Here is a 17,283-nt window from a genome sequence, read left to right as displayed (position 1 = left end):
ATGCATCGAGGTGCCTTCAGTAGTTGATCGATCCATTTCTGGATAATTTTCGGCTCAATATTTCCATGATAATCTCTCATCTTTCACGCACCTTTTTTGCCCTATGATCAAAAGGAATGCGCCCAAAAATTTGCGGTGTATAATGAAGCCTTAGCCGGTAATATATGAAGGATATTCATGGGTAAGAGGCCGCTCCCGCCATTGACCGTCTTGCAGGCATTCTGCGCCATCGTCGAAACCGGCGGCTTCGGGCGCGCGGCTGAGCGGATGGGGCTGACGCAGACTGCGATCAGTCATCAGCTTTCGCAACTCGAAGGCTGGATCGGCGGCAGGCTTTTCGATCGAGGTCGGTCGGGCGCGCGATTGACGCCGCTCGGCGCGCGTCTGCATCCGTCAATTGCGGAAACGGTCTCTCAATTGGAGAAAGCGCTCTATCAGGCACGGGCAAGTGTGTTGGTCCGTGCCTTGGGATTGTCGGTGACGCCGGAATTTTCTAGCCAGTGGCTGGCCTCGCGGCTGCCGGATTTTTGCCAGCGCCATCCCGACATCGAGCTGAAGATGGCCGTCGGCTATCAGAGGCCGGATTTTGGCTCCAACGGCGTCGATCTCGCCATCTGGCTTGGGCGGGCTGAAGTCGGGCTTGCGCTGGAGGAATTACTGACGGACGAGGAGTTTGTCGTCAGCTCGCCAGGCCTGTCCGAGCGATTGCCGCCGCGCAATGCGATAAGGGTAGCGCCGCTGCTGCGCTACGCCGGCATGCGGCATACAGTGCTGGATTGGCAGCGCTGGTACGAGCAGGTGACCAGCCACGACAATGGCGATGTCGCGGATTTCGATATCGGCCAAGCGGTGGAATCCGGGCCGTTGTTCGAATCTTTCGTGGACATGCTCAAGGCGTGCCGCGATGGTCTCGGCTTTGCGCTGGTTCGCAGCTCACTTGTCGCGGAAGACATAGCGGATGGAAGACTGGTGCGTTGTTTCGTGGAGGTGCAGCCGTCTGCCGTCAGCTATAATCTGGTCTATCCGCCCAATGCCCTGCAAAACCCGGCGGCTGCGCTGTTTCGCAACTGGTTGATATCTCAGGTCAACGAGGCTGATTGAGAGAGAAGTCGCCGTTAATCGCGAAGCTTGATCAAACCTGCCTCGGTCGCCCTGAAGCCCAGGTTCCGATAGAAGCCGGCGAGATGCGGTTCGAAATCGACATGCAGCCATTCCGCACCGCGTTCGCGCGCGACCCTCGTGGCCATGTCGACAAGACCGGTTGCTATTCCCTGATGGCGGAACTCTGGGAGGACGCAAGTGTCGAGAATGAACGCATGGATGCCGCCATCCCAGGCAACATTGACAAAGCCGACCAGACGCTCTCCGGCGAAGGCGCCGATATGAGCGAGGCTTCGCAACAGGATCGGTGAGAAGTCGCGTGTGGCGGTTTCATTCCAAGCCTCGGCCCACAGAGCGTTGAGCGCTTCGTTTTCAGGGTAGGGGTCGATCCTGAATTCAACCGTCACAATCATCCCCCTCGTTGATTGTTGATGGAACTATGACGCCAAGCCTACCGCAAGCCAAGCAGATGCAACAGCCGCATACGCCGCTGATATTGGGGAAATCAGCATGGAAAAGTGCATCCCATGTCGGATCGCGCTATCATCGATCGTCCTTTGCAAGTGTCAACAAAACAGAGGAGGCTGACATGCCCTATGTGGATGGTTTTATTCTTGCTGTGCCGAAAGACAAGATTGAGGCCTACAAGACGCTGGCACACATAGCTGGCGAGGTCTGGAAGGAGCATGGCGCGCTCAGTTATGTCGAGGCGATCGGGGATGACGTGCCCTATGGGGATCTGACGTCTTTCCCGCGCGCTGTGTTGGCCAAGGAGGACGAGGTCGTGATTTTCTCCTGGATCACCTATGAAAGCCGCCAGCACCGCGATGCCGTGCTGGAAAAAGTCATGGCTGATCCGCGAATGAAGGACGGGATGGAGAATATGCCTTTCGATGGCAAACGCATGATCTATGGTGGCTTCGATATCTTCCTGCAGTTCTAACCCATCGACGGCTGGGCTTGACTTTCCGGCTGCCGCGCCCGAGCTCGTGCGTTCTGCCGTCGTCATCAGGGGAAGATACCATGCCGCAAACCGTCATCACGCTGTCCACCCGTGGCCCAGGGCTTTACGAGTTCACGGAGCAGGCGGCGGATTTCGTCCGCGCGGCGAGTTCAGGTGCGGGTGAGGGGCTGCTGACCGTCTTTGTTCGCCACACCTCCTGTTCCCTGCTGATCCAGGAGAATGCCGACCCGGATGTGAAGACCGATCTCAATGCTTTTTTTCGTCGCCTCGTGCCGCCATCATCCGATCCATCGATGCGATGGATCGTGCATACGACCGAGGGGTCGGACGATATGCCGGCGCATATCAAGGCGGCGTTGACGCAGGTGTCGATCGGTATTCCCGTGACGCGCGGCCTGCTGGCGCTGGGCACCTGGCAGGGCATCTATCTCTTCGAGCATCGCGATCGGCCGCATCGTCGCGACATCGTGCTGCATCTTTCCGTCTGAGCCTTGGCTATCGACGTCAATCCTTGTTAATGCTCCTGAATACATTGTGAATGGCCAATTCGCGTTCGGTTCAGCTTGGCTGACCTAATGTGTCTCCAATCCCAAGGGCACCGGACCAATTGATGGGACCGGATTTCGGGATTGCAACGATCCAAGGACTTGAAGGAAAAACACCCATGATCAGCCTCATCGCAAAGGCAGGCATTGCAGCCCTCATCACGCTCGGCGCCATCTCCGCCACGGCTGCGACCGCATCCGCCAATGATTTTTCGGCCAGCGTCCATCAGGCACGTTACGATCATCATCGCGGCCGCGCGTGCTCGCCGATCGCAGCCGTCCAGAAGGCCCGGGCCATGGGTCTGCGCCGCGCCCATATCGGCAATATCACGCCGCGCCGTGTCGTCGTTGACGGCTTTAGCCGCCGCGGTCCGGACCGCATCGTTTTCGCCAACGCGCGAGGTTGCCCGTTGATCCGTCGTTAAGATCGGAAGGCGGTGGGTGCGTAGCCGTTTACGGACGATATCCAGCCGCTTCTCTGCAATTCCAAGCTTAGTAAAGTCGTCCTCGTGAAAGGGGGCGACTTTTATTTTCCCGTCTTCCGACGAATCTGCCTCTGGTATCGGTTTTGTCTTCGTTGTACCTGAATAGGGCATGAGCGGTTGATTCTGGACTTGTTCAGTGTCGGGCCGTTATTCCTCAGGCGCTCACTCGGGAGATGCGGCAAGCCTATGAGAGAGCAGCCTTTCACTCCATGGAGGATAGAATGAAAAAACTACTGGCAAAGTTGGCGGTCGCTGCCGCCATCGCGGTGACAGCGCTATCGGGCATGGTTGAAACCACGTCTGCCCAGGGCCTGGACATCTATGTCGGCCCCGGTCGCCATCGGCCGCCACCACCGGACTATGATAACCCGCGGCCGCGCTTCGACCGCCGCCGGGGCTGCGATCCGCGGGAGGCCATGGATGTCGCCCGCAGCTACGGCCTGCGCCGTGCTCGCGTGGTCGATGTGACGCCGCGCCGCGTTATCGTCGACGGCTTCACCCGTCGTGGCCCGGATACGATGATGTTCGCCAATGTTCGCGGTTGCCCAATGATCGGCCGCTGATAAGGTTGACGGACGCATCTGGCGTCCGGCGACCACCCGTTTACGCTTTCGCTTTATCGGCGGGGGCCGCGAACCGCCCTTTGCTCGGTCCAATCGGACTTGAGCGAAGGGCGGTTTTGTTTTTGAGCTATTGCTGGATTTCGTAGGTGATGCTGACGGAGGCGTTATAGGTGTTCTCGCCGCTTGCCACCGGCACGGCCTTGTCGGCGGCCATGGCCATGGATTGGCGCGCGTAAGGCTGCGGCGGGGCGGAGAAGGCGCCATCACGGATCGAGATGACGCGGCCGAGCTTGACGCCCGCGGCGTCGGTCAGCGTCTTTGCCTTGGTCGCTGCATCGGCCACGGCGTTCTTGCGAGCCTCCTGGAGTGCGGTATCCGGCTTATCGTTGGTGAATTGGATATCGCCGCCCTGGTTGATGCCGAGCTTGACGACCTGGTCGAGAAGAGTGCCGAGCTTGGAGAGGTCGCGCACGCGCACCGTCAGGCCATTATTCACCTGATAGCCGGTCAGCGTCGGCGGCTGCGACTGGCCGTCCTTGTCGTTCGGATAGACATATTGCGGCTGGATCGAAAAGCCCGAGGTCTGCAGGTCTCGCTCGGCAATGCCGCTATCCTTCAACGTCGCGAGCACGGCGCCCATCGCCTTGTTGTTCTGGTCGAGTGCATCCTGGGCGGCCTTCTCCTGCTTGACGACCGAGAGCGTCACGATGGCCATGTCGGGCGCGATCGCCGAATGCCCCTCACCAGTGACGGTGATGATCGCCTCGCGCGGCTTGGCGTCTTCGGCGAATGCCTGGGCGGCGGGCACGAGAAGCGTCGCGCTGAACAGAGCGGCAAGAATGAAATCTCTGGTTTTCGTCATGGGCATGGTTCGTTCCTTGGTTGGTGTTTCCTCAGTATTCGTTTTTGCTGATTGATTGTGAAGGTATTGCGGCAGTCCCTTGTGGGAAAAGACGAATTGGGTTAGAGCCAGATCGGCTTCCGGGGGACCATTGCTCCGGAACTGCATGCACGATCACTTTTAGTCGTGCCGGGCCTGTAGCTCAATGGTTAGAGCCGGCGGCTCATAACCGCTTGGTTGCAGGTTCGAGTCCTGCCGGGCCCACCATTTTATCTAAGCCACAAAACCGGACCAATCACAGGATCCAGCGAGTGATTCTGTTTGATTTCTGGCGCCGTGGGCTTAGAAAAAGCAGGAAAGGGTTCGATAGGAAAGATGTCGATGGCTGATGGTTCCGGACATAGCGCTTCAGACTTGTCGCTTGATCGCGAGTTCTTCGATCTGCTTGTTGGAAGTTACGCCCGCATCGTCGGGATGCCCCTTGTCGATCAGAGTCGCGGACCGGAATGGCTCTATCACGATGCCCCCTTCGTGGTCGTGGCGCATAACACGGATCCCGATCCGCGATTCGTCTATGCGAATAGAGCCGGCCAGGCCTGTTTTGAATATCCGTGGGATGAATTCGTGACCCTGCCGTCGCGTCTTTCGGCGGAACTTCCAAACCGGGAAGAACGTCAGCAATTGTTGGACGCGGTTACGCGCAACGGCTTTATTTCGGACTATCGTGGGCTGCGGATCGCAAAATCGGGACGGCGCTTCTGGATCGAGGATGGTGTCGTTTGGCAGCTCATCGACCGGGATGGGCGCCGTCGGGGGCAAGCAGCGACGTTTTCCAAGTGGAAAGATGTCTAAACAGGCGTGAGCGTCATGCAACCGGCTCCAATGCCTGTTCCCGCTTGATCTCATGAAGCATGTCATGATCCGTCTCCATGGACTGTTCGAACTCACAGGCGAACAGCTCGGCGGCGTGCCGACCGGTGAGTGTTTTGTCGTTTTCGATCACGGCGGCGATGCGCCGGAACAGCTCGGCCTCGAAGCTGGCTGCCTGGGCGGTGGGATTCGGCCGTGCTAGCCGTGCTCCACCATCCAATCGGACGGTAGAGACGTAAAATTCGCCATCATAGCCGTCTCCGGCCGAGGTCAGTTCGGCGCGGCCATAGAGGAGTAAGCCCGATTCCCAGCGATCGCAGAGATTGATGGTGAGCTCATCGAAAGAGTATTCGCAGGAGAAGACGTCGTTGCGTGCTGTCATGCCGCCATCCGTGTTGCCGATACGGATGATTGGGCGGTCAGACGATCGATTTCTGCCTTGAGCGTTGTTCGATCCTTTGCAATCGACATTCCAAACGGTCGGGCGTCGATACGCAGTAATTCCAGCTTCAGGCTCGTCAGTCGCTCGGCACGCTGCTGTTCCTCGGTCTTGGTCGCGTCGATTGTCTGCTGCTGCACCCAGGTCCAGGCCGTCGCCAGGGCGCGGGCGAACCATTTGCGCCGGCCGGCTGCGGTCGATGGCCGGTGTAGCCGCGTATCGCGGTGATAGAGCGTCCAGGCGATGATCATGACGTCTGACTTCGCTGACATGAAATACGCACCCTCCTTTTGCGTGCCCACCCATTGGGACACGACATTCATATTCGCTCGATCTCCGATCCGGTTTCGCGGACTTCACGCAGGATTTTGAAACCTGCATGGGCTCATTCCGTCTCGGGCGATTGGCTCGCGAGAAGAGAGATGGCATGCGACACAATCGATGTCAACACTATATATGTTTAGTGGCAATCATTTAAACATAAATGATGTTTGGTGGGTCCGCACGTCGAATATCTTGTCATATCTGGTTTCGACAAGTTCGTGGCAACGGATGACTGAAGGGGCAGTCCGCCCTTACTTCCGCGCGATATGCCCGCAGATGCGCCCGATGATCGTCAGCCGTTCCAACTCGACCGTAAAAGTTTCCAGCACCGGATTGTCGGAGATGATCTTGACCTGGCTGGGTTGGGTGAAGGGGATACGCTGCAGGCGTTTGATCTGCGGTTCGGAATAACCGTCACTGATGGCATAGACCGTGTCGGTTACCATCAGGTTCTGCGAGAGATCGACGATGACGCGGTCGCCGGGCATGTAGGTGGGCTGCATGGAGTCGCCGATCACTTCCATGATGATGGTGTGGCTGGGCGATGCCTTTGCCTCATTGCGTAGGTAACCTGCGGGAATCACCCATTCCGCGATGATCTTGTGGCCAGCGACATTGCCAGCGCCGACCGGTAGATTGATCACTTCGCCGACAACGCCGCTACCGGCGCCGAGTTTGACATCCACCTCCGGCGTCGCGCCCTCGATCTTCGATTGCCAGTGCTCGCGGCTGTAGCTGACGTTCTCGCCGTCCTCGGCGAACCCGTCATTGTATTGTTCATCGGGGTCGAAGGACGTGACCATGCGTGGCCCCGGCCGTTCTACCTTGTGTGGGCCTTCGCCAGTTAAGAGATAGCCGGCGGTGGTGCCGAACTTCTTGGCGTAGCGATCGGCGATTTCGGGGCCGAATTCGTTCTGGCCGTTTTCGTGTGCGCGATAGGTGGACAGGCTGACGCCAAGCGCTTCCGCCGCCTTCGTTGCCGAGGAGTAATTTGCGGCTTCGCGCGCCGCCTTCAGTCGTTCGCCCATGGATTTCTGCATGATCAGACACTCGCAAAATAATTAACATAAATCATGTTGACATCGATATTAATAACAACATAATTTGTGTCCATCAAGATGCCTGCGGAGAAATTCGCCGCGAGGCTGAGGTGCAGAGGCGGGTTTCGCCCGGCAATAGCGGTTTTAGGAGCAGTCGCATGGTTTCGATTAGGAAAGGCAGAAGAGCGGGTTCCGGCCCATTGTATTTCGACTTCTTCTGGGGCTGCCCCAGCTGTCGGCGGGCTCTGTCGATTGCCGAGGTGATCGAGCGGCACTGTGAAGCTTGCGACGAGCGTGTCGAGCCGGTGGAGATGTCCGATCGCGGTTTGCCTGGCTGCCAGAACGAAGCGGAGACGATCGCATGAGTGAGATCGTTCAAGGTTTCCTAGCGTGTATCGGCGCTGCTCTGTTTTTCGTCTGTGTGCTTGCGGCTGTCGCGCCGATCATCTCGTCACCGAGACATGCAGGCGACGGCGACGACGTCAGTGGTGCGCCGGAGGGTGATCAGGTTCATTTCTGGACGGCTGACGATGTATCTCAGCGCGGAGCGAGCCTTTGACGAGGTCATGACTATCGCTTGGCCGGAGCTGCCAAGCACCTGAATTGCTTACAAAAGTCAATCTAAATAACTGGCCGGGCGCGGCCAGAGGAGGTTTCTATGAATGAATTTCAAATCGGAACGGAAGCGGTCGCCGACGGTCATCTTGGCTGGATACGCAAGGTTCACCGCGCCACGAACGAGGTCCTGAAGGACAATCGCGGCGAGCCTATCATTTTCTCCACCCAGGATGCAGCCAAGGCCGCCGCCGGCGAGGCGATGGTTGCCTACCTCAACACGCCGATGCTGCGGGATGGGGCGAGGGTGGAGAGAATGTCTAGGGCGGAAGCCCTGTTCAAGCCGAGGAGTTCCTCTGTGGCAGCCGAAAACGGGAAGGTTGCATGATTGAAATGATGCCGCTGATCGCTTTGAATTTTCCTTGTTGAAGGGAGGGATGCACCCATGACCAAAGGCAGGCTCGACACTCTTCTTGATGGCCTCGGGATCAAGCTGGTTCCGGTCCGTCGCCGCCGTGCACCGGCACAAAGCCATGCGCGTGGCACTATGCAGGAAATCCGGGGACAGCATGGCGACGGCCATCTCGTCTTTGTCCTGCGCTGCATTCGCCAGACCGGCAACAATCGCGATGAACTCTGGTCGGATACGATTGGAGCGGTCTCCGACATCCTGGTGCAGCGACAGGATTGGGCATTGCAGCGGCCCGGCGATCTGCTGTCCGCCTTTGACGATATTGCGCTGGGGATGTTGCGCTCAGATGCCGTGGCGCGGCGGCCATGGCCGGTGCGCGCGACGCTTCGGATTTTGATCTATCGGGAACTGGAGAGACGACTTGATGTACCAGAACGCATTGCAGTTTAACGATCTTTCCGAGCGCGCGGCCGAGATTGCCGATCTGAGCCAGATCGTTCGTGCCCGTTTCGTCGAGGCTGCCGACACGATGGTTCATCTCGATGTGCGTGGCGTGCGTCCGGATCGGATGCGTAGTCTATGGCCCGATGTTCTTCCCGAACCCGGAGATCACGCGGATATCCGCGTCCGCTATCGCCCGAGCGCGGCGGCCATCAGCCGTGCGGAGGAGGTGCTGCAGGGCTGGCTGTTGAGCCATGTCCGGGACGAGGAGCGTCGTATTCTGCTGTCCCGGTGGTCGGTTTGCCTTGCTGCGCCATATGTTGCCGGTTCTTTCCGCGATTTCTGCGCAAGAACCGGGCGGGTGCGGCGAACGGCGGAGCGGTGGATTCAAGCGGAGTTTCAGGCCGTGGCCAAGGCCTTGCTTGGAGTTTCGCCGGGGTTGCAGGAGCCGGATTGGTCACGCATATCGCCGATGATGCCGAATTCGGCGGGTAGTCTCGAGCGGGCGAAACCGCCTGCTGCAAAACATGAGACATACTGGTTACCGGATGACGCAAAGCCTGTGTTCGATGCGGCCAGCCCGGAGCTCGCGGCGCTGGCGAAACGCTTGGAGCGAGAAAACAAGCGGCGAGCGAAGATGAAAGCCTAACTCGTAAGAATGGCCCTGGTTCGAACCCAGGGCTTTTTTCGTTAGGATGCCTCCCCATCGCGCCGGTCTTGCCGCGACGGATTTCCTTCAAAGGCAAACACTCCGCTCGACCTCGTGCTTCCCGCCGCGTTGCCGAAGTCCGTCACGGCATATTCCGCTAGCAGGCGCAGCCGCGAACGCGGTAGATGGGCACGCCATGGATCTCCGATCAAGACGTCCATGCCTTGCTCCCGGCAGCGGTCGAGAAAGATCGTAACGCGCTCGGCAAGTGCCGCTTCATAGAAGAGATCACCGACACAAACGATATCCGCTGCGGGAGGCTCTCCGGTCGTCAGATCGGCAAGAACAGGTAGAATCGTCACTCCGTTGATAGCGGCATTCAGCTCCATGGCGGCAATAGCATAGGGATCGACGTCGGCTGCGATCACCTTGGCTGCCCCCGCCTTTGCTGTGGCTATGCCGACAATGCCGGAGCCGGCGCCAAGATCGAGCACACAACGGCCGGCAACGACATCGGGCCGGTCGAGAAGATACCGCGCCAGCACCAGACCTCCACCCCAGTAATGCGCCCAATAGGGTGAGCCGAATGCCTCGTCCCGCTCGGCGAGCCGACGTAGGCCGCTTTGCGGTCCGGCCTTGTGCAGGCGAATCTCGGGAAGCGACGGGACAGGCAGAACGGGAAGATTGGAGGCGATGAAAGTCCGCGCTGCGTCGATCGTGGCTGCGGCTTGCGCCACGTCTTCTGGTTCGTCGTCGCTGTTGATCGGCTCCCATTCGCGCGACGGCATCGTGCGGATATGGGCGAGATCCTGATTGAGCCGATGTCCATCCTGTTTTTTGGGCATTCGCTTGTCTGGCAGCATTGCCGTTTGAAGGAAAGAGGAGAGTAATCTTATTCTCTTTGTCGGACGATAGAATGCGATATTTTAGTGTGATTTCAAATGATTATCTATACAGACGCCAAAGATTCCCCAATCCTTGCAGCCAGTTTCCCGATCAAGGGTGTCGCCAACAGCGCCGAATTGGGGTATTCATTTATGCATGATGAGAACAGTTGCAGCGACGCACTGTTGACCGAAAGCGGCTCTCTTTCAGCCGTTTGTTTCCTTTCAACGTTCCATCGGAAATCACACAGCATGTCCACAGCCGACAAGCCCGTCGCGCCGCGCAAGCCGCGTGCCCGACGGCGCAAAACCGTGTCCGCCGGTGATACGCCGCTCGACTATATGCTGAAAGTCATGCGCGACGACGAGGCGGATCAGAAAAGGCGGGATGAAATGGCGAAGATCGCCGCATCCTATGTTCACCAGAAGCCGAGTGAACGCCCAGGCAATGGAGCCAAGGGCGGACAAAGTTTTATCATCGACTTAACCAACGCCACGGATGAGCAGCTTGCGACCCTCGAAACCCTCTTCGGTCCGCTTGCCGGATCCGGCGGCGATGATGGCGGCGATCCGCGAGGAGAGAGCGAAACGGAAGGTTGATGCCGAGCGGGCTGAGCTTGCCCGGCGGATTGCAGCGGATGCAGAGAGGATTCGGGGACGATGTCGTTCGCTCGCCGGCTTTGTCCGCGAGGCCTGGCATGTGGTTGAGCCTTCCGTCGAGTATGTTCACGGCTGGCACATCGATGCGATTTGCCGACATCTTGAGGCGGTGACGTCGGGTGAGATCATGCGGCTGCTGATCAATGTGCCGCCGGGGACGATGAAGTCGCTTCTCTGCGGCGTCTTCTGGCCTGCCTGGGAATGGGGACCGAAGAACAGGCCGGAGCTGCGCTATCTCGGCTCGTCCTATTCGGAACACTATGCCAAGCGCGACAACAGGCGCATGCGCGATCTCGTTGCCTCCGAATGGTATCAGACGCTCTGGGGTGACCGGGTGAAACTGACGCGGTCGGGTGAGATGGCCTTTGCCAATACACGTACCGGCTTTCGTCAGGGCGTGCCGTTTTCAAGGCTGACGGGCGGGCGTGGCGACCGGGTGATCATCGACGACCCACATTCGGTCGACGGTGCGGAATCCGAAGTGGAGCGGCTGTCGACTATCCGCACCTTTCGAGAGTCCGTGCCGACGCGGCTCAACGATCCGCAACGTTCGGCGATCGTCGTCGTCATGCAGCGGCTGCACGAGGCCGATGTCTCCGGCACGATCCTGACGCTTGGGCTTGGTTACGAGCACCTGATGCTGCCTATGGAATTTGAGCCGGAGCGTTGCTGCCGAACATCGATCGGTTTTGTCGATCCGCGAACGGAAGAGGGCGAATTGCTTTTTCCCGAGCGCTTTCCGCGCGCCGTCGTGGAACGGGATAAGGTGCCGCTCGGTTCCTATGCCGTCGCCGGCCAGTTTCAGCAGCGACCAGCGCCGCGTTCGGGCGGGCTGTTCCAACGTGGTGATTTCGAGATCGTCGATGCTGTTCCGGCGGGCGCAAAACGCTGCCGTGCCTGGGATTTTGCGGCTTCAAAAGTACGTCCGGGCCGCCAGCCGGACTGGACAGTCGGCCTGCGCATGGCCGAAGCCGATGGCATCTTCTATGTCGAAACAGTCGCCCGCGGCCGGTGGTCTCCGGCGGAAGTGGAGCGAAATCTGAAGAACATGGCGACGCAGGACGGGCCGACGGTGATGATCCGCATGCCGCAGGATCCGGGTGCTGCAGGCAAGGCCGACGCTGAGACGAAAATCAAGTTGCTTGCCGGCTTTCCCATCAAGGTCTTGCCCATCACCGGTGACAAGGCGACCCGCGCCAAGCCGGCGTCGGCACAGGCGGAGGCGGGGAATGTCAAACTGCTACGCGGCGACTGGAACGAGGCATTTCTCGATGAGATCTGTGCCTTTCCGAATGCGCAGTTCGATGATCAGGTGGATGCGTTTGCCGATGCGCTGAACGAGTTGGCGCTGGGCTCCTCCTTCAGCTTCAAGAATTTCTAGGCTCTGTACGGGCCTCTCCTTCACAGAAATGCCAAAGGATAATCCATGGGACACGTACTCTCTATGGTTCGCGATGGGCTGGTGAGCCTTGCGTCTCGCATGGGGACGGAGCGCGATAAGGCGGCATCGGTCTTCTATATCCAGCCGATCCTGACCGATGAACAGATCATCGCGGCCTATCGCGGCTCCTGGCTGCCGCGCAAGATCGTCGATATTCCGGCGCTGGATAGCTGCCGAAAATGGCGCAACTGGCAGGCCGAGAGTGATCAGATCGGATTGATCGAGGGTGAAGAGCGCCGGCTGAATTTGCGCGGCAAGGTGCTGGAGGCGTCGAAGAAGGCACGCCTCTTTGGTGGCGCGGCTTTGTTCATCGGTGTCGGCGATGCCGATCCCTCTCGGCCGCTCGATATCGAGCGTGTCGGCAAAGGTGGGTTGAAACATCTGACGGTATTGACGCGTCGTCAACTTGCCGCTGGAGAGATCGAGCGCGATCCCGCTTCGGAATGGTATGGCAAGCCGAAATTCTACACCTTGACCGGCGCAAGCGGCGCGCAGGTTGCCATTCATCCGTCTCGACTGGTGATTTTCAATGGCGCCATGGTGCCGGACGAGGATTTCGGCGGCGTGCTGGGGCAGGGCAGTCACGGCTGGGGCGAGAGCGTGCTCACCGCGACGCTCGATGCCATCAAGAACGCCGATAGCACGGCTGCCAATATCGCCAGCCTCGTCTTCGAGGCGAAGATCGACATTATCAAGGTGCCGCAATTCTCGGCTAATATCGGCAACCAGGCCTATGAGGATGCGGTGCTGCGCCGCTATACGCTGGCCAACACCATCAAGGGCGTCAACGGCACGCTGATCCTCGACGCCGAGGAGGAATACGACAGCAAGAGCGCGCCGCTTTCCGGTCTCACTGAAATCCTCATGGCTTTCCTGCAGATCGTCTCCGGTGCCGCCGATATTCCGGTTACGCGTCTGCTCGGCCAATCCCCCGCCGGTCTCAACGCCACCGGCGATGCCGACATGAAGAACTATCACGATCGGATCCAGGCGATCCAGGAACTCGACCTCACGCCCGCCATGTCCCGCCTCGACGAATGCCTCATTCGCTCCGCCACTGGCGCCCATGATCCGAATATCTATGCCTCCTGGGCACCGCTTGAGCAGATGAGCGAGAAGGATAAGGCCGATATTTTCAAGACCAAGGCCGATGCGGCGCGAACCCTGTTCGGCTCATCTTCCGGACAGGAGATCATTCCGCGTCAGGCGCTGTCTGAGGCACTGGTGAACACGTTGGTCGAAGACGGATCGCTGCCTGGGCTGGAGGCTGCGATCGCGGCATTCGGAGGGTCGATGCAAGCCGATCAGCCAGAGCTTGCGCCGGAGGAAGCTGGGCACGCGAACCCTGCGTCTGAGGCTCCTGTTCCTGACGCATCCTCTTCATAAGTCGAAGACATATCTAACAACCAAAGTCGGCTCCGACCAAGGGATATCCAATCATGAACTTCACAGACATTGTCACCGTCGCGGGAACGCGACGGACCGGAGACGGCTATCTTGTCGCTGACGCCCGGGTCGCCCGTACGGGTATTCAAAACTATCTTGGTGCGGAAATCGGCCGGCCGGAGATGCGCACCGTGCGTGTCTATCGGCCCAGCACGGAAGTGTTCTCCGAAGATACGCTGAAGAGTGCGGCTCACCGACCGGTGACAAATGAGCATCCACCGGAGATGGTCACATCGGAAAATTGGAAGAAGTATTCCGTCGGGCAGACCGGCGATGAGATCGCCGGCGAGGGTATCTTCATTCGCGTGCCGCTGATGGTCAGCGACGAGGCGGCGATCCAGGACATTGAGAGCGGTAAGCAGGAGCTTTCTGCCGGCTATGTCTGCGATCTCGATTTCACCGCGGGCGTGACATCCGCCGGTGAGGCCTACGACGCCGTCCAGACGAATATTCGCATCAATCATATTGCCATTGTGCGCCGTGGCCGAGCGGGATCGAAAGTCCGTATCGGCGATGCCGCCGCACCGTGGGGCTGCGCTCCTCTCGCAGCCCCACGCTCCATTTCCGATCATCATGAAAACAAGGAAGGGATGATGTCCATAAAGACAATTACCGTCGATGGCATTGGGATCGAAGTCGGCGATGAGGTCTCGGAGCTCCAGCAACAACTTGCCGATGCCAAGGCCCAGATCGCGGCGGCCGATGCCGCCTATCAGAAGGCAATTGCTGTTCGTGATGCCGAGCTTGACGCCGCCAAGGCAAGCCTCGTGAGCGATGTCGAGATCGAACGGCGAGCCGAGGCTCGCGCCGATCTCATCGGGCTTGCGAAGGCAATCGCCCACGATGTGAAGACCACGGGCCTTTCGGATGCGGCAATCCGCAAGGCGGTCGTCGTCGCCAAGATCGGGGAGGGCGCGGTCGAAGGCAGATCGGACGCCTACATCGATGTGCGCTTCGACATGCTCGCTGACACCATCCGCGAAACGCCGGATCTCTTTGCTGCCGCCGTCAAGGACGGCATCACGACGCCTCAGACGTCGATGTCCGCAGCCTTCACCGCCTATGCCGCCATGGTGCGCGACCTGCAATCCGCGCACCAGCCGGCCAACCCCGTTTAACCAGGTCAACGAAAAAGGAGACGCTTCAATGGCGACTTATCAGACCACCTATGGAAACGCTCCTCAGAAGGGCCTGCACGGGCAGATCGCTTCCGAGGAAAAATCCAACAAGATCAGCCGCACGGTGGAAAATGCCGGCGGCATCAAGTTCGGCCAGCCGGCCCAACGCGGTCTTGCCGATCACGGTGTCGCGCCCTTTGCCGCCGGCGGCAAGTTTCTCGGCATTGCCGTGCTGACACCGACCGTATTGCCCGGCGCAACGCAGGTCGACGGTTATGCACAATTCGTCACCGGCGCCTTCCTGACCTCCGGCCAGATGTACGTGCGGGCGGGCGGCGCGATCGCTGATGGCGATGCCGTCTACTACAACCCGACCACCAACGCCTACGTCAACGCTGCCGGTTCCGGCATCGTCGGCCCCATTCCCGATTGTTTCTTCGACACGAGCGGTGGCAACGGCGATATCGTCGAAATCTCGCTGAAGCACAGGAGCGCCTAATCCATGAACCAGTTCGTTCGACAGCATTTCGCCGATGCCCAGGCGGCCTATTCCTTTGTCATCGCGCAGGGTCGCAACATCGAGACCCGCATCTACCAGCGTCGCTATCCGACCTTCAATTACGGACTGCATGTGCCCGTTGTCACCGAGGGCAACGAATGGGCTGCTGGTACGACCTTCTTTACCGTCGACAGCGCGGGCGAAGCGAAGTTCCTTTCCGGCGCCGGCACGGACATGCCCTTCAACCAGTCGACGCGTGACAGCGCCAGCCATGATTTCGCGATGATCGGCTCCGGCTGGGAATGGAACCTGGAGGAGGTCAATCAGGCAGCACTCTACAATCTCGACCTCAATGCCTCCAACGCCATCTTTGCCGCCGACAAGATCGAACGTCTGCTGAATTCCGTCGCCATGGTCGGTTCGGCCGAAAAGGGTTGGACCGGTTTCGTCAACGATCCGAAGGTGTCGCGGGTCGATGTCGCCGCCGATGGCGCCAGTTCCTCGACCCACTGGTCGGCCAAGACGGGGGATCAAATCCTGCGTGATGTCAACGATCTGATCGGTGGCGTGCGCTCGAGCACCGGCGAGGTCGAATGGGTGGATAGCCTGCGTCTGCCGCCGGAAGCCTTCCGTCTGATCGCCACCAAGCGGTTGGCCGATGGCGATGGCTATATCACCGTGCTGGAGTTCCTGCGCCGGGGCAATGTCTATACCGCCGAAACTGGCCTGCCGCTGGATATCCAGCCGCTGCGCGAGCTTGCGACGGCATCGCAGGATAGCGGTGGCCGCATGGTGGTCTACCGCCGAGATCCCGAGGTGCTGCGCTTCCATCTGCCGATGCCGCGTCGCGTGCTGCAGCCGCGCCAGAAGTCGATCATGAGCTTCGAGACCGGCATCATCGCCCGCACCGGCGGCACGGAAGTGCGCCTGCCGGCGGCCATGGCCTATGGCGACGAGATCAGCGCGGCGGCGTGAGTTTAGCGTCCTCCCTCCGTTTCGGCGGAGGGAGGAGCATCCGCTTTCTTCATTGATAGACTGGAGTTCCCATGCCCGCAGCTTTCTACGGCACGCTCGATGCTGCCGATCTCTATTTTGCCGATCGCGCCAATGTGGCTTGGGCCGCGGCCAGTAACGATGACCGCATGGCCGCGTTGGTGCGTGGGTCGCAGGTTGTCGACGGACTGTACGAGCCGCGTTTTCCCGGTCTTCGCGCCGGGGGCTATGAGCAGCCGCTATCCTGGCCGCGCAGGGCGGCCGTGACGGCGAACGGCGAGGCCATTCCCGATGACATCGTGCCGTTGCCGGTGACCTACGCCGCCTATGAGGTTGCCGTGGTTGAACTCGCTGATCCCGGCAGCCTGACCCCGGTTGTCACGGCGGCGCAGACCGTGAAGCGCGAGAAGGTCGGGCCGCTGGAGATGGAATATGCTGTTGTCGGTTCGCTCGAGGATAGCATCGCTGCCGCAAGGCCGGTGCTGACGGTGCTCGATGGCCTGCTTTATCTCTTCCTGCGTCCGGTTCTGCCGGGCATTCTGGTGGTGTGATGGCTGGTTTTGACTATGTGAAAACCCGGGCTACGGCGGAGCGGTTGATTGCCAAATTCGGCCAACAAGGCCAACTCCGGCGCATTCTGACTTCTGGCCCGGATTACGATCCGGTGCAGACGAGCGAAGACTTCGCCTGCACGCTGGTCGATCTGGACCATACTCAAGCGCATATCGGTGACACGCTGATCCAGCGTGGAGACCGTATGGTCTATCTCTCGACGGCGGGTCTGTCGATTGTACCGGCGCTTGCCGACAGGTTGGTGATCGCCGGTGTCGAGCATGCGATCGTCGATGTGCAGCCGCTGTCGCCGGGCGGGACTGCTGTGCTTTGGCAGTTGCAGGTGCGCCGGTGAGTGCTGTTGCCCGTTTCAAGGCCGTGCTCGCACTTTGGTTGCTTGTTCGACTGATCCGGACGCTGGAGCGGCTGTCATCGTCGCCGGAGATCGAGCGGATGGTGGC

General features: G+C 59.6%; 25 protein-coding genes and 1 tRNA gene. 20 read left to right on the top strand and 6 right to left on the bottom strand.

What is annotated here, in order from left to right:
* The first annotated feature begins 177 nt into the window (after positions 1-177).
* Positions 178-1,101 carry a LysR substrate-binding domain-containing protein gene (locus tag EX00_RS08235; protein ID WP_047456188.1) on the top strand — a complete coding sequence of 308 codons (924 nt, stop codon included), beginning with the start codon at positions 178-180 and terminating at the stop codon, positions 1,099-1,101.
* Between the two features lie 14 nt (positions 1,102-1,115).
* Here the strand turns inward: EX00_RS08235 and EX00_RS08230 are convergent, their stop codons facing one another.
* Positions 1,116-1,514 (bottom strand): GNAT family N-acetyltransferase, encoded by a 399-nt coding sequence (locus tag EX00_RS08230; protein WP_047456186.1) that lies wholly within the window; start codon positions 1,512-1,514, stop codon positions 1,116-1,118.
* A gap of 176 nt (positions 1,515-1,690) precedes the next feature.
* Between EX00_RS08230 and EX00_RS08225 the strand changes: the two genes are divergently transcribed.
* The 4 genes from EX00_RS08225 (at position 1,691) to EX00_RS08210 (ending at position 3,658) form a co-directional block, all read left to right on the top strand.
* Positions 1,691-2,044, top strand: a complete 354-nt coding sequence (locus EX00_RS08225; protein WP_047456184.1) for a DUF1428 domain-containing protein — start codon at positions 1,691-1,693, stop codon at positions 2,042-2,044.
* A gap of 80 nt (positions 2,045-2,124) precedes the next feature.
* Positions 2,125-2,553: a secondary thiamine-phosphate synthase enzyme YjbQ gene (locus tag EX00_RS08220; protein WP_047456182.1), complete on the top strand. Its 429-nt coding sequence runs from the start codon at positions 2,125-2,127 to the stop codon at positions 2,551-2,553.
* Between the two features lie 176 nt (positions 2,554-2,729).
* Positions 2,730-3,035 carry a hypothetical protein gene (locus tag EX00_RS08215; protein ID WP_047456180.1) on the top strand — a complete coding sequence of 102 codons (306 nt, stop codon included), beginning with the start codon at positions 2,730-2,732 and terminating at the stop codon, positions 3,033-3,035.
* A 281-nt stretch (positions 3,036-3,316) separates the two neighbouring features.
* Positions 3,317-3,658 (top strand): hypothetical protein, encoded by a 342-nt coding sequence (locus EX00_RS08210; protein ID WP_047456178.1) that lies wholly within the window; start codon positions 3,317-3,319, stop codon positions 3,656-3,658.
* A gap of 127 nt (positions 3,659-3,785) precedes the next feature.
* On the opposite strand, the gene EX00_RS08205 is transcribed toward EX00_RS08210, so the two are convergent.
* Complete coding sequence (locus tag EX00_RS08205; RefSeq protein WP_047456176.1) at positions 3,786-4,526, bottom strand: SIMPL domain-containing protein; 741 nt, start codon at positions 4,524-4,526, stop codon at positions 3,786-3,788.
* Positions 4,527-4,690: 164 nt separating this feature from the next.
* On the opposite strand from EX00_RS08205, the gene EX00_RS08200 reads away from it, so the two are divergent.
* Both EX00_RS08200 and EX00_RS08195 read left to right on the top strand, forming a co-directional pair.
* Positions 4,691-4,766: transfer RNA gene (locus EX00_RS08200), tRNA-Ile, on the top strand.
* Between the two features lie 114 nt (positions 4,767-4,880).
* Positions 4,881-5,351, top strand: a complete 471-nt coding sequence (locus tag EX00_RS08195) for an MEKHLA domain-containing protein (RefSeq protein WP_047456174.1) — start codon at positions 4,881-4,883, stop codon at positions 5,349-5,351.
* A 13-nt stretch (positions 5,352-5,364) separates the two neighbouring features.
* On the opposite strand, the gene EX00_RS08190 is transcribed toward EX00_RS08195, so the two are convergent.
* From EX00_RS08190 to EX00_RS08180, 3 genes are all read right to left on the bottom strand, one after another.
* Positions 5,365-5,751 carry a hypothetical protein gene (locus EX00_RS08190; protein ID WP_047456171.1) on the bottom strand — a complete coding sequence of 129 codons (387 nt, stop codon included), beginning with the start codon at positions 5,749-5,751 and terminating at the stop codon, positions 5,365-5,367.
* Positions 5,748-6,080, bottom strand: a complete 333-nt coding sequence (locus tag EX00_RS08185) for a hypothetical protein (RefSeq protein WP_234708989.1) — start codon at positions 6,078-6,080, stop codon at positions 5,748-5,750. The genes EX00_RS08190 and EX00_RS08185 overlap by 4 nt, the downstream gene beginning before the upstream one ends.
* A gap of 303 nt (positions 6,081-6,383) precedes the next feature.
* Positions 6,384-7,172, bottom strand: coding sequence for a LexA family transcriptional regulator (locus EX00_RS08180; protein WP_047456167.1), 789 nt, complete (start codon positions 7,170-7,172; stop codon positions 6,384-6,386).
* A 158-nt stretch (positions 7,173-7,330) separates the two neighbouring features.
* Between EX00_RS08180 and EX00_RS30760 the strand changes: the two genes are divergently transcribed.
* The 5 genes from EX00_RS30760 (at position 7,331) to EX00_RS08160 (ending at position 9,229) form a co-directional block, all read left to right on the top strand.
* Complete coding sequence (locus EX00_RS30760; RefSeq protein ID WP_052210688.1) at positions 7,331-7,537, top strand: hypothetical protein; 207 nt, start codon at positions 7,331-7,333, stop codon at positions 7,535-7,537.
* On the top strand, positions 7,534-7,731 hold the full coding sequence (locus tag EX00_RS08175; RefSeq protein ID WP_047455874.1) for a hypothetical protein: 198 nt from the start codon (positions 7,534-7,536) through the stop codon (positions 7,729-7,731). Before EX00_RS30760 ends, EX00_RS08175 begins: the two co-directional genes overlap by 4 nt.
* A 99-nt stretch (positions 7,732-7,830) precedes the next feature.
* Positions 7,831-8,115: a hypothetical protein gene (locus EX00_RS08170; protein ID WP_047455872.1), complete on the top strand. Its 285-nt coding sequence runs from the start codon at positions 7,831-7,833 to the stop codon at positions 8,113-8,115.
* Between the two features lie 57 nt (positions 8,116-8,172).
* Positions 8,173-8,589: a hypothetical protein gene (locus EX00_RS08165; protein WP_047455870.1), complete on the top strand. Its 417-nt coding sequence runs from the start codon at positions 8,173-8,175 to the stop codon at positions 8,587-8,589.
* The gene (locus tag EX00_RS08160) at positions 8,564-9,229 is read left to right on the top strand and encodes a DUF6362 family protein (protein ID WP_047455868.1); all 666 of its coding nucleotides are present in this window, start codon (positions 8,564-8,566) and stop codon (positions 9,227-9,229) included. Before EX00_RS08165 ends, EX00_RS08160 begins: the two co-directional genes overlap by 26 nt.
* A 41-nt stretch (positions 9,230-9,270) precedes the next feature.
* On the opposite strand, the gene EX00_RS08155 is transcribed toward EX00_RS08160, so the two are convergent.
* A complete protein-coding gene (locus tag EX00_RS08155; RefSeq protein WP_080761234.1) occupies positions 9,271-10,074 on the bottom strand; it encodes a class I SAM-dependent methyltransferase in 804 nt (267 codons plus the stop codon).
* A gap of 96 nt (positions 10,075-10,170) precedes the next feature.
* On the opposite strand from EX00_RS08155, the gene EX00_RS31955 reads away from it, so the two are divergent.
* The 8 genes from EX00_RS31955 (at position 10,171) to EX00_RS08115 (ending at position 17,177) form a co-directional block, all read left to right on the top strand.
* On the top strand, positions 10,171-10,713 hold the full coding sequence (locus EX00_RS31955) for a hypothetical protein (protein WP_234708988.1): 543 nt from the start codon (positions 10,171-10,173) through the stop codon (positions 10,711-10,713).
* Entirely contained in the window at positions 10,670-12,154 is a 1,485-nt protein-coding gene (gene terL / locus EX00_RS08145) for a phage terminase large subunit (RefSeq protein ID WP_202903701.1), read from the top strand. The genes EX00_RS31955 and terL overlap by 44 nt, the downstream gene beginning before the upstream one ends.
* Before the next feature lie 45 nt (positions 12,155-12,199).
* Positions 12,200-13,600 (top strand): DUF1073 domain-containing protein, encoded by a 1,401-nt coding sequence (locus tag EX00_RS08140; protein WP_047455864.1) that lies wholly within the window; start codon positions 12,200-12,202, stop codon positions 13,598-13,600.
* A 53-nt stretch (positions 13,601-13,653) separates the two neighbouring features.
* The gene (locus EX00_RS08135) at positions 13,654-14,778 is read left to right on the top strand and encodes a DUF2213 domain-containing protein (protein WP_047455862.1); all 1,125 of its coding nucleotides are present in this window, start codon (positions 13,654-13,656) and stop codon (positions 14,776-14,778) included.
* Between the two features lie 28 nt (positions 14,779-14,806).
* Positions 14,807-15,277 carry a structural cement protein Gp24 gene (locus EX00_RS08130; protein WP_047455860.1) on the top strand — a complete coding sequence of 157 codons (471 nt, stop codon included), beginning with the start codon at positions 14,807-14,809 and terminating at the stop codon, positions 15,275-15,277.
* Between the two features lie 3 nt (positions 15,278-15,280).
* Positions 15,281-16,252, top strand: coding sequence for a DUF2184 domain-containing protein (locus EX00_RS08125; RefSeq protein ID WP_047455858.1), 972 nt, complete (start codon positions 15,281-15,283; stop codon positions 16,250-16,252).
* Between the two features lie 71 nt (positions 16,253-16,323).
* On the top strand, positions 16,324-16,821 hold the full coding sequence (locus EX00_RS08120) for a DnaT-like ssDNA-binding protein (protein WP_047455856.1): 498 nt from the start codon (positions 16,324-16,326) through the stop codon (positions 16,819-16,821).
* On the top strand, positions 16,821-17,177 hold the full coding sequence (locus EX00_RS08115) for a hypothetical protein (RefSeq protein ID WP_047455854.1): 357 nt from the start codon (positions 16,821-16,823) through the stop codon (positions 17,175-17,177). The genes EX00_RS08120 and EX00_RS08115 overlap by 1 nt, the downstream gene beginning before the upstream one ends.
* The last annotated feature ends 106 nt before the right edge of the window (positions 17,178-17,283 follow it).

Source organism: Martinezella rhizogenes (assembly GCF_000799715.1).
GTDB classification, from domain to species: Bacteria; Pseudomonadota; Alphaproteobacteria; order Rhizobiales; family Rhizobiaceae; genus Rhizobium; species Rhizobium rhizogenes_C.
The sequence above is the reverse complement of the archived record's forward strand: the minus strand, read 5'-3'. Positions and strand labels throughout refer to the sequence as shown.